Here is a 12,481-nt window from a genome sequence, read left to right on the forward strand (position 1 = left end):
TTGAGTTCCGCATGAACGACCAATATAGCGAAATTGGTCGTTCATGTGGAACTTATTTGTTAGAAAATCGGCCTTTATCCCAATATTTAGCTCCTCTGGGGCAGATTTATCTCAAAATACGGGATGATTTATATTGAATATATTTGCTATTGACTGAACACAATTTAAATCAGCTAATTATAGCACTACACTTCATTCAAAGAGTTTTCAGTTATTGTTTCTTGAGTTTCTTCTTCAACAGTGGTTAGTGTATCGTCGAATAAAGAAATTGGCTCATATTGCTGCTCAGTTATTTCGAAAAAGCGTTGGTGGATATCAAAAGCAGGCTCATCAGATGATAACGAACAAACTACTCTTTTATATGTACCATCTTCTTGAAGTTCGTAGGCATTTACATTGTCTCGGAGATTAAAATCTAAAATGTGCATGACTTGACGTTTTATGTCTTCATCAACAATTTCAAACAACGATTCGATTCGCTTGTCGAAACTGCGTACCATAATATCGGCACTACCACCGTATAATTTTGGAGTATTGTTATTATGGAAATAGAAGATACGAGCGTGCTCGAGAAAAAGACCAACAATTGAACGTACTGTTATGTTTTCGCTCAATCCTTTACGCCCAGGACGTAAACAGCAAATTCCTCGAACAATTAGTTTGATTTTTACACCTGCTTGCGAAGCTTTGTAGAGTTCGTTGATGACGTATTGGTCTTCGAGCGAATTTAGTTTTATACAAATACCACTTGATAGGCCATTTTGAGCATTAAGTGCCTCATTGCGAATCATTTCAATGAGTTTATTACGCATATCTCGAGGAGAGGTGATCAGATTATGATAATCGGCTGGTTGTGAATGTCCGGTAATTACATTGAAAAATTCGGAAATATCTTTCGTATAAGTCGGATTGCTCGTCAAAAGGCCAATGTCCGTATAAAGTCTTGCCGTATCTTCGTTATAATTTCCACTGGCCAAGTGGGCATATTGCGTTACTTTATTACCTTCTTTTCTTACAATGAGCATGAGCTTAGTATGGGTTTTGTACCACCCAATACCATAAATAACAAAGCAACCGGCTCTCTGTAGGCGGTCAGCTTCTCGGATATTATTCTCTTCGTCGAAACGTGCTTTTATTTCAAACAGAACCGAAACGTGTTTGCCATTTTCGGCTGCTTTCAAGAGTGCTTGAGTAACGCGAGATTTTTTTGCCAGACGATAGATTGTAAGTTTGATTGCTAATACATCTGGGTCTTCGGCAGCCTTTTCAATTAATTGTAAAACTGGCTCGAAGTTATTGTATGGATGATGAAGCAACAGGTCTTTTTCACGGATTACCTCAAAAATATCAGCGTTTTTATCTCTCAATCTTGGATGAGTGATTGGAGGATGTACGGGCTTGATATCTTCTTGAAATTCTGGGTGACGAATAATTTGCCATAGACAAGTGTAGTCTATTAAGCATTCATCAAAAAAGATATTATACTTATCAATTTCGAAGCGTTTTTGGAGCATAGTGAGCATCCATTCATTTGGATTGGGCTCAATTTCCATATGGACCACCCTGCCTAATCGACGACTTTTGATTTTTTGCTTAATTTCATCGACAAAATCGGCCTCGATATCATCTGACTCTTCGAGGGTAAAATCTCCATTTCGTACAATTCGGAAAAGATTGACCGATTGAATTTCGATGTTTCGATAGAGTTTTTTTATTTCGTGACGAACGATTTCTTCAATCGGTAAAAACAAAATTTCTTCGCCACGCTCTATCGGAAAAAAACGTGGTAAGTTACTCGGAATCTGAACGAATGAAAGTTTTTTATTCTCGCTGTCGTCAGGAAATAGCGTTGAGCGATTGGCATCAGTTACTACACCGAAGATCAATGTTTTAGCAATCAGAACCGGAAATGCATGTGTATGGTCAAAGAGCATCGGCGTAAGCATCGGATACACAGTATTATCGAAATACGCAATGGTTTCTTCTAACTCGCTGCCTGACAACTCATTGATTTTGGCAATTCTAAACTTAAATTCCGAAAATAAAGGTTTTAATTCTTCCTTGAATACTCGGTCTTGTTCTTGACAAAATTGTTTTACCGAAAGCATCAATGCCTTTCGGAACGGAATTTCTCGTAGTCCCGAATAATCTATTCTCTCTTTATTAAAATCAAGGTAATTATAGAGGCTTCCCAGACGGACTGTAAAAAACTCATCGAGGTTAGATGCCGTGATAGCCAAAAACTTTAATCTTTCAAATAGGTTTAAATCTTTTTCGCGAGCTTGATCAAGGACTCGCTCATTAAATTTCAGCCAACTTAAATCACGACTCAAGTAGTTAGATTGTTCTATACTATCGGCATAACGATTAATTTTAGAATCTTCGTTTATACCCTTAGTTTCATTATTTTTACCATTTGGTACTAATCCATTTAGAAAAGAAAAAAGGCTACCTTTCGAGCCTTTGTCATTGGGGTTGTTCTTTATATTTTCTTCCATCGCTCGACAACAAAAAGTGTTCTGCGAAGTAAGCCATAAATGGGCTAAAATTCAAGGAATTAATGATAATTTAACGTTAGGATACCAATTCTAATCATATTCTAAGGTTGATCAGAAAAAATATTAATCACAGGTAGCATAAGAGGTTTTGTTATCTATCGACGCAGTATTATTTACAAAAAGTGCTTGTATCTTTTTCGGAATCATAATCTTGGTAATATTATTTGATGTGCATGCCAGTTTTAGTAGTTCGGTATTAGCACATAAATCAAGAGCGGATAAACCATTATTTGAAATCTCCAATACTCTAAGTTTTGTATTTTTGCTTAAATCAATAGTTGTGAGTTTATTGCTTTCGCACTTGAGCTCCATCAATGCAGCATTATTGAATAAGCTAAGGGATTTGAGTTGGTTGTTGGATAAATGGAGCAATGTGAGTTTTGTGGCAGCGTCGACCGAAATCGTGACAAGCGAATTATTACTTGCATTGAGGGCATATAATTGCTTACTCTGAATCGTAAGGTCTTTCAATTGATTTTTTGTGCAATTTAATGCTGATAACCTTAAATTTTTACTTAGATCAATTGTTGTCAGAAAGTTTGAAGAACAATCGAGCGACTCTAAATTAGGATTTTGGCTTACATCAAGATTGGTGATTTGATTGAGTGAACAATCTAGATATGTCAAAGACTTAAAGCCTTCAATACCTACCAACGACTTGATTTGAAGGTTCGGAATACTCAAAATGTTAATGTCGTCAATATCAGCCCTCTTTATTTGGCCATTTATACTACTGTCAGAGTCAATTTTTTGCATTATAAGTGCTTTCTCAAAATTGCTATCCTCTATAATAACAATGTTTGGGTCGGTTTCAATAGTTCGTGAGCTACAAGCTACCACGAAAAGCCCCGCTACAAGACAAGAATAGAAATATTTTTTCATTTGTTTTATATGATTAATTGCAGCCACTAATTTTGGCCTCAAATGTTGAACCATTGTTTGGAGTTATCGCTGAACCTGGTAGTAGAACTATGGAAGCAGCGGCATTCACATTTACAGTAGAACGACTCGAACCTGCCGGTATTATTTTGTTAGTCAATCGAACCTCTTCATTATCTGTATATTGATAAACACCATTGTTGATATCATTAACTGGCGAAGCCAGGCTCAAGAGCCTAGTGCCACATTTATAAACAATAATTTTTGCTTGAGCGGTATTGGACACATACTTTGCCATATTTTGATAGGTGTAGCTAAGTGTAACCGTGCCTAAAAAATTTGTTCTAGGTTTGAACCAAACAGTTCCTAAACTATCAACCGAAAAATTCCCATTTGAAGTTGACAGCGTTTTTTGTATGCCTGCAAGATTTACATCAATATCGAAACTGGCATTGTTGAATAAGCCCTTTGGCAAATCGTTAGCTCTGATATTACAAGCAATAGAATCACGGTATGGTAAAACCAATGAGTCGGGGGTAGCTACTGGCACCAAGTTAGGGTCATATCCATCTAACGAGTATCTCCACATAGCACCTGTAAAACCTAATAGATTGTTTGAACCCATTCCATATCCACTAAACATGTAGGTGTGCGAGCCAGTTGTAAGATGATTAAGCGTGTTGACAGATGCTCCGGGCAAATTTGTAGGGCTTTCGATTTGAAAACCAGCTGAAATCGGCGAATTATTCGTTGAATTATCTACTTTTACAGCCTCCCAATTACCATTCGTAGGATTTATTCTCCAAATATCTCTCAAAAAAGAAGAATATTGTCTGAGGCCGCCAGTCATATATAGTTTATTATCGTTTCCGACCCAACAATAAGGTGCATTTCTAGAGCCAGGGTTAGTGGCTGTTTGTGGCGGATTCATGGCACTACTTCCTGATATCAGCGTCCATTCGGATGTGACAGGATTAAACTTCCATAAGTCGCCATATTCATCACTTCCGTGCGATTCAGCATAACCACCATAAATCCATACATTGCCCGAATTATCCTGCCAGTATCCATAATCAGATCGTGCCCGAGGAAAATACTGGGTTCCGCTTATTCCAGGAGTAGTTGGATATACGCCATTTGGGCAGTTTTTGCAATATGGTTGGTTTTTATTGCCACTGATAAACGTCCAAGTATAGGTTGTGGTATTAAATTTCCACAGATCATTGTATGAAAGAGATCCGCTTTGAGTATCTACAGCCCCACCATACATCCACATATTGTTATTATTATCAAACCATGCTCTGGCTCTGTATCTATCGCTTGGTTTGCTTTGTGAGCCAGCGTACTCATCGAAATAAGTAAATTTTTTTGTTTGCGTGTTATATCGCCAAAGGTCTGATCGGGTAAAGGTTTCATTGGTGTTTTTATCTCTGTATAAGCCTCCAAAAAACCAAATATTTCCATTCTTATCAACGGCTGAGGCAGCCCGATTTCTCCCACCAGGGTGAGCTGTTGTGCTTTCTCTACCGATAACATCAATAATAACTTGCCAGCCTAAATCAGAGATAAAAGCCCATTTTTGTTGTGAAACATCATAGATCCAAAAATCTGAGGAATACTCATTTTCGAGTGCGGCACCACCATAAACATAAATATCATTGTTGTTTACGATTCCTCCAGCGGGGTGCTCTCTTACAGATGGCTTTACGTTACTCCCAAGTATCCAAGGTGTACCACGCACGCTAAGCGGTGATGGAAGCGGACGAGGATAAATCCAAACAGCGTCACTTACAAGATATCCTGCCATCCAAGTCCATTGATTTTGAGAAAAGCAACTAAGAGAAATGATTAATAGAATACTTGTAAATGTTAGTTTTGGATTTTTCTTGTAAGGTGAGAAGGCAAAAGCGTGGCTTTTGATATTATACATTGGTTATATTAGGAAAATTTAAAAATAAGTTAATAAAAATATCAGGAAATTTAAAACATTTTAAAGTTTTCGCAGTTTAACTTATTTTTTATGCAAATATAAAATAAAATATACTGATAATCATAATTTATTACCTCAGTCGATTAACTTTTCGTTAAAATACTGAGCAATAGTATCAAATAGTCATTTTTAGTATTTATTTTTGTTATTAACGTATAGAATTGAGAGGTAATTATCTGAATCGCATAATTTTAAGTTATTTTTCGATAAAATAGCTTACCTTTATAAAAAATAGCCCCGAATGAAATTAAGAGTGAATTGCCAAATTGAATACCAATGTGCCGAAAATGTGCCGTTAATATTGATGCTTCGCCCACAATCAGGGGCTGCACAACAAGTTTTGCAAGAAAGTTTAACCTTTACTCCTCATACACAATTTACCGAGTATCAAGATAATTACGGTAATTTATGCCAAAGACTAGTTAGTCCGATTGGTAACTTTAAAATTGATGCCTCAGCGATAGTTTCAACGTCTGATACAATTGATGTGAATTTTGCGGCTGGTGCCGTAGCTCCACAATTTATTCCTGATTATGCTCAAGTTTATATACTCCCGAGCCGATATTGCGAGTCAGATAGGTTTCTACAAATGGCTGCCGAAATTACCCAAAATTTTAGTACAGGATATGAAAAAGCCAATGCAATATGTCAGTGGGTGAAGGATAATGTAACCTATGAGTATGGCTACAGCTCATCATCTACCTCAGCGGTTGATATCAATCAAACCCGAATTGGTGTCTGTCGTGATTTCTCGCATTTAGCTATTGCTTTAAGTCGTGCAATCAATTTACCTGCCCGTATGGTGGTAGGGTATTTGTATGAATTAGATCCAATGGACATGCACGCCTGGTATGAAGTATACCTCGAAAATCAGTGGTATACTTTTGATGCAACACAAGCCGAAGCAAAAGGAAATCGGGTAATTTTAGCTTACGGAAGAGATGCCAGTGATGTAGCATTTGCAACCCAATTCGGAAATCTTCAGCTCAATAGTATGATTGTAACTGTTGAGAGAGCTGAATAAATTAAGATAATTAGTCTGAATATAACTTTATTTGAGGCTATTTTGAATAAAATCTACTCATATTTTTAATATCAGAAATAATTATGCTATGATATTCGTTAAAAAAACGTAGCATTTTTATTATCTTTGCACCCATGTTTTTAAAAAGACCTCATATCGCCCTGTTGTTTGTTAGTATTTTGTTGCTTTCGGCTTGCTCAAGTAAGTTTATGAAACTTCAAAAGAAAGGTACTACCGAAGAAAAATATAAAGCTGCCAATGATTATTATAAAGAAGGAGAGTACTACAAAGCAGGTATACTTTTTGAAGAAATCATTCCATTGTTGAAAGGAGATTCACTCGCTGAAAATGCTCAATTCTACAATGCTTATGCACAGTATAAGCAAAAACAATATAGTATGAGTGCATACTTGTTTAAGAGCTTTTATGCAACGTATGCCAATAGTCCGATGGCCGAAGAAGCATTTTATATGTATGCCAATTCGATGTTTAAAGATTCGCCAAACTATAACCTTGACCAATCGAGTACACTTACCGCCATTGATGCTTTGCAGACTTTCATCAATTCTTATCCTACCAGTAAATATGCTGAAAGTTGTAACCAGGATTTGAGAGATTTGAGACACCGTTTGGAGGAAAAAGCCTACGAAAAAGCTAAACTTTATTATAAAACAAGTGGTGTAACCATTGCTAATTTTAAAGCTGCTGTGGTAGCGATTGATAATTTCCAGAAAGATTTTCCAGATTCAGAATATATTGAAGAATTATCGTTTTTGAAAGTACAATCTCAGTATGATTTGGCTCTGGTGAGCTTTGAGAATAAACAAAGAGAACGCTTCTCTGATGCCTTGAAATTTTATGAGGATTTTATTGATAAATATCCCAAGAGTAAATATCTCAAGCAAGCCGAAAAGGTCTATGATGGTGCTACAAAGGGCTTAGAAAAAGCCGTCAAGTACGAACAAGAAGTGAAAGAGTTAAAAGCCAAAGAGGCAGCAAGGGTAGCTAAAGAGAAAGAAGATGCCGCTGCTAAAAAAGAAGAAAAATCAGGTAAGAGTAATCCTTAGAATAGCGATAGTTTTATTTATTGATTACTTGGATGATTGGCAATCATTTTTTTGATTAGAGTTAGTAATAATATATAGATCGTTAGTAAATTAAAAATAAAGTTCCTTTGAAAGTAGGGGGCAAAATAAAAAATATGGCAATAAATCCTTCAATCATTGCAAGAGACGTTGATAAAATAGCCGCTAAAACAGGTAATGTTTATGAGTCGGTGTATATTGCATCGCAACGTGCCAGACAAGTGGCTGTTAAGACAAAAGAAGAATTAACTCAAAAATTGGGTGAATTTGCTTCAAATATTGATAACTTAGAAGAGATTTTTGAAAACCGTGAGCAAATCGAAATCTCAAGATTTTATGAGCGTCAGCCAAAGCCAACTTCGGTAGCTTTAGAAGAGTTTATCGAAGATAAAGTAGAGTATCGTTGGAAAGACGCTGAATAATTTCAGATAAATAGTCTTTAAACAGTTCTTTTGAGGAAGACTTCGCTCCAAGCGAGGTCTTCCTTTTTTGGTTTGGATATATCAGAATGGATAATCGACTGCTATATTTAAAATCAAGTTTTGTTTTCGCCAAGTTTTTTCAAATGGCTTGATGTCTCGAATCACCCAGCGTTCACCTTCGGGTAGCCACGGCTTACAAAAAGGTGTGGCCAAGTCGAGGCGGAGTTTCACATACGTAAAATCAAGGCGAAGGCCAAGCCCACCACCAACTGCCAATTGTTTGTAGAAGTTTTTACCAAAAACACTACTTTCAGAATATCCCAAGGCATCATTGTATTTTGCCATCCAGATATTTCCTGCATCTATAAATGCCGCAAAGTTGATGATTTGACTAAATTTGAAACGCACTTCTGAGTTGAGCTCGAGTTTTACATCACCATAGGCAGTAGTAAAGATAGATGTACTGTCGCCGATAACATCAAAATCTCCTGGCCCAATAGACCTCGCCCTAAATGCTCTAATACTATTGCTTCCACCCACAAAATATTGTTTGATTTGAGTTGGTAAACTTTTCGAGTTTCCATAAGGTAAACCATAACCCAAAATTACTCTATTCGCCCATCTGATACTTGGCGTGAAATCTAAATAGTAGCGTGTTTCTACATCAAATCGAGCGTACTGCTCAAATACTGTATTAGCAATCCTTTTGGCATCATCAATTTCTTTTTTTACAAAAAGCCCTGCCAGATTTCCAGCAATATCAAAACCTGCATTTAGGTAGAAATAATGCCTGCTTTTTGGTGCTTGGATGGGTGTATAAACGATATTATATTGTCCTCCTAAAATCAACCTTGTGGTTAGGATTTGGTCGTAGCGTAATAAATCTTGGATATTATCGCTCCTGAAAATTAAATCAACAAACTCCGCACTAATATTTTTGGGTCTAATCAGATTGATTGAGAGTGGTGTAAAATTATGTTCTACAGCTGCATTTTTACGAAAACTATAATTCAATGAGCTGCGAAGTGAGGTAATTGTATATTGGTTATAACGTTTGGTACTATCATCTAACGTACCCACACCTTTTTGTACTAAACGTTCATAACCCAAATTGATGTTTGTTTTTGGTAAAGCCTGATTTCGACCTGCTCGTACATGATAGAATGGCAACAAAAAACGAGGAAAGGTGAGGTCAGCATCGCCTGCCACACGATAATAGCTATTAAGTGTGTTATTGAGTTTTTTGTTGGTCAGTTGAAAGTCGAAACCTGTATTGATTCCAATTTTCAAGATTTCAGCCCCTTTAAAAATATTTCGGTTTAACCAATTTACTCCCAGCTGCGTACCCGCAAGGTTATTGGAGCGAGTAAGGGCATTAAATTCTGCTTGTAATGATTTATGTTTGAGTGAAGTGAGGTCATAAATAACATTGATAAGGGCCGAATCCGAACGATTGACCATCTCGAAGCGATTCTTTACGAATTTAAAATTGCGTAAGTTGATTAGCCTCGAAAGCGAAGCATCGTGTGTTTGGCTATTATAAAGCCGACCACTACGAAAACCAATGGCATCGTTGAATACTTTTCCCCTAAATGCTCTCTTCGAGTCAAAAACTCTCAGCCCATTTCTTATTTCTGCACTTCTCTGTTTGGTACTATCAGAGTTATCTACAAAAACCAAAATATCTTTGATAGTATATTGCTTAAGCGAGGTTTGGGTAATGTTAGGTTTGAGTTCGAGCAATAGATTTACTTGCCGAGCATTTTGGTTTGAATCGGCTTTGATGATTAGGAAATCAGGTCGGAAATAATAGTAACCATTAAGTTTGAGGGCTTTATCAATACGGTCACGCTCTTGTTTTATGTTATCGAATCGGTATGGTTCTCCAACCTTCAATAACGAACTTGCCTTTGTCTGCATCAAACTTTTACTAAAAACTGAGGTGTCTTTCTGTACGAATTCAACTTTACTAATTGTGTAGCGAGGTTTTACATTTGCTACATACATAGCCTCGGCTTTTTTGCCTTTGATGATTAACTCACCCGTTGCGGTTGAGCGAAAGTAACCTTCATTATTTAAGTAGTTACCAATAATTTCGGTATTGACATTCACGGCTCTTTTGCTGGCAAGTACGGGGGCTTCGCCAAATTTTTTTCTAAACCAGTTTCTTACTCCTTTTTCTTTTTTTGGTTCTCCAACTACATAATAAAACCACACTTTGTACGGAAACCCAAAAATTGAACTATTAGGAATTGGGCGAATGATGGTTTTGAGTTGTTCGTCGAGTACTTTGATTTCATTCTTTGAAAAGCTTGAATCGGCTGCGGTTTTTATTTTTGCACCTGTATAGAGGCTTTCGCCTTCTGGGATATATTTACTTACAGAGCATGAGCTCAAGCACACCGACAGCATTAGACCTACAATCAGATAAGTCGAGCAGACTATTTTTTCGTTTTTTAAAAAAGAAAAAATATAACTTCCAATATGTTCCTCTTGTGGTGATACTTTTCTCATTTTTTCTTTTCAAATAACTCTTTAAAGTACTCGTAGTCGAGCGTGAGCGTAAATGCTACCCCTGTTTCGACCACAAAGCCATCAAGAATGGCTTGGTACTGGTTTTTACGATACGCACTAAACAAATAACGCCCATCTTTGCTGAGGTTATAATTTAGAGAAATATTATCTACGATTTCGGTAGATGTGGCTGCCGAAGCGGTGTTTTCGAGTTGGAAATTACGGCCAATGGCAATTTTTAGGCGGTCGTTTAAGAATGCTTTGCTCAGACCAACGTTCAAATCGGTGCGGGCTTTGTTTCCGGCATCGGTATTCATCGAAGTTGAGTTCAGATTAAAATCAAGTTTTATACCTTTTATCAAGTCGCCGGCCAATAAATTAAGTTGGTCGGTGAGTAATTTACTTACACTTTGTCGAGCAATAGCTTCGGGATTGATACCCGAAAAGAAATCGCTTGATTGTTCGCCCAAGAATTTATTCAAGACCAAGAGTGCAAAAACCTGCTTATTCATCTCCACAGGATTTTGTTCGAGGTTTTTCAGGTAACTACCATCTTTATTGAGTTCGTTGGCCAAGTCGGTGGGAGCGTTTTCGGCCACCACAACTTTAAAATCAATTACAGGGCTTGAAAGATTCCCACTCATTTTTAGTTGTACTTCGAGCGGAACTTTGGTGTTTTTGGTGGTTTTCGTAGCACTGGAAGCCACTTGTGGGACTTCGGCTTCGATATTATAAATAGCAGTAATATCAACTTGGGCTTGCATTGGGTCGCCTGTCCAGAGTAGATTACTGCCCTTTTTGATGGCAAACTCCTTTTTCAAAAACTGAAACGATAAATCGTAGCTGCCTGAGGTAAGTTCGTACAAGCCCAACACATAAGGCTGTCCGCTTGGCGTAATACCCGTATTGAGTTGAGCATTTCCTTTTACCTTGATGTTATCGCCGTTGAGTTCATCAACTACAATGGTTAGCTGAGATTTATCATCGACTTCGATATTGAGCGAAACTTCTTCTACAAAATCGTAGGTTGCGGTTACCTCACTCGAATCAACCTTGCCTAGATTTTCAGAGATTGGATTTTTTAAATTTACGAATTCTACAATTCCATCTGTTTCGGCCTTATCAATCTCTCGGTCAGGCAAAAGTACTGTAATGTCGCTGCCATCTTTCAACTTTACACTTCCTTCGATTGCGGGTTTCGTACCAATGCCTTGCACATTCAGATTGGCATCAACAAAGCCTTTTCCATAGAAAAAATCATTGTCTTTACGGCTGCCGTTTAGCACCATAAAGTTTTTGGTATCAATGTTAAGTTTGTAATTGAAATTTGGAATGTTTTGAAGCGAAAGGTTTCCGTTGATGGTCATATTTTGTCCCAAAGTATCGGCAACCGTAAATTTATTAAATGAAATAACGCTGTTTTTAAAGGACATTGCTTGGTTTTGAATGCGGTAAATAGCCCCTAACTGAGCCAAACTAAACGAAACCGTGTCGAATTTGATGGCTCCATCAAGTACGGGTTTACTTGGCTCGCCTTTGAGATTTAATAATCCACTTAAACTTCCTCGAGCATTTTTTAATTGGCCAAAGCTAAATGCTTCTACTGTCTTGGCACCCACTTTTTTGATATTTATTGCAAAATCAAGCGGTTTTTTCTGTTTCAAAATGTAATTGCCTTTTACATTTATATCATTATTATTGCCCAAAATACTTGCTAAAACATTGATTCTGTCGGCTGTTTCGTTGGTGGCATTTACTTGCAAATCACCGATTGGAATTTGGGTAAATATAAAGTTTTTGATGGCCAAATCGCCCGTAAATTCAGGAGCATTCATGTAGTCAGTGAGTGTAAACAATCCATTGAGCGTGCCACCTGCCAGGGTTGAATCTTGGGTAGCGATTGTTACAAATGGCTTAATGTTGAGGCTATCAATCTGAATATTGAGTGGCGAATTAGGTATTGTATTTTGGCTATTAACAGATAGTCGTTGTTTGCCTTGTTGAAGTTG

8 protein-coding genes are annotated in these 12,481 nt (G+C 37.2%); 3 read left to right on the top strand and 5 right to left on the bottom strand.

Annotated features, from left to right (window positions below; translation table 11 throughout):
• Positions 1–185: 185 nt before the first annotated feature.
• The 3 genes from ppk1 to ACOVO2_RS11710 all read right to left on the bottom strand — a co-directional run bounded on the left by ppk1 (position 186) and on the right by ACOVO2_RS11710 (position 5,367).
• The gene (ppk1, locus tag ACOVO2_RS11700; protein WP_421770150.1) at positions 186–2,498 is read right to left on the bottom strand and encodes a polyphosphate kinase 1; all 2,313 of its coding nucleotides are present in this window, start codon (positions 2,496–2,498) and stop codon (positions 186–188) included.
• 123 nt (positions 2,499–2,621) lie between these two features.
• On the bottom strand, positions 2,622–3,440 hold the full coding sequence (locus ACOVO2_RS11705; protein WP_421770151.1) for a leucine-rich repeat domain-containing protein: 819 nt from the start codon (positions 3,438–3,440) through the stop codon (positions 2,622–2,624).
• Between the two features lie 13 nt (positions 3,441–3,453).
• Positions 3,454–5,367, bottom strand: a complete 1,914-nt coding sequence (locus ACOVO2_RS11710; protein ID WP_421770152.1) for a Kelch repeat-containing protein — start codon at positions 5,365–5,367, stop codon at positions 3,454–3,456.
• 301 nt (positions 5,368–5,668) lie between these two features.
• On the opposite strand from ACOVO2_RS11710, the gene ACOVO2_RS11715 reads away from it, so the two are divergent.
• The 3 genes from ACOVO2_RS11715 to ACOVO2_RS11725 all read left to right on the top strand — a co-directional run bounded on the left by ACOVO2_RS11715 (position 5,669) and on the right by ACOVO2_RS11725 (position 7,958).
• A complete protein-coding gene (locus ACOVO2_RS11715; protein WP_421770153.1) occupies positions 5,669–6,451 on the top strand; it encodes a transglutaminase family protein in 783 nt (260 codons plus the stop codon).
• Between the two features lie 134 nt (positions 6,452–6,585).
• Positions 6,586–7,518 (top strand): outer membrane protein assembly factor BamD, encoded by a 933-nt coding sequence (locus ACOVO2_RS11720; RefSeq protein WP_421770154.1) that lies wholly within the window; start codon positions 6,586–6,588, stop codon positions 7,516–7,518.
• 134 nt (positions 7,519–7,652) lie between these two features.
• The gene (locus ACOVO2_RS11725; RefSeq protein ID WP_421770155.1) at positions 7,653–7,958 is read left to right on the top strand and encodes a DNA-directed RNA polymerase subunit omega; all 306 of its coding nucleotides are present in this window, start codon (positions 7,653–7,655) and stop codon (positions 7,956–7,958) included.
• 81 nt (positions 7,959–8,039) lie between these two features.
• Here the strand turns inward: ACOVO2_RS11725 and ACOVO2_RS11730 are convergent, their stop codons facing one another.
• Together ACOVO2_RS11730 and ACOVO2_RS11735 are read right to left on the bottom strand one after the other, a co-directional pair.
• Positions 8,040–10,472 carry a BamA/TamA family outer membrane protein gene (locus tag ACOVO2_RS11730; RefSeq protein ID WP_421770156.1) on the bottom strand — a complete coding sequence of 811 codons (2,433 nt, stop codon included), beginning with the start codon at positions 10,470–10,472 and terminating at the stop codon, positions 8,040–8,042.
• The coding region (locus tag ACOVO2_RS11735; RefSeq protein ID WP_421770157.1) for a translocation/assembly module TamB domain-containing protein at positions 10,469–12,481 on the bottom strand (2,013 nt) is incomplete at its 5' end. The genes ACOVO2_RS11730 and ACOVO2_RS11735, both read right to left, overlap by 4 nt.

The sequence above is a fragment of the Emticicia sp. genome (assembly GCF_049241225.1).
Taxonomy (GTDB): Bacteria; Bacteroidota; Bacteroidia; order Cytophagales; family Spirosomataceae; genus Emticicia.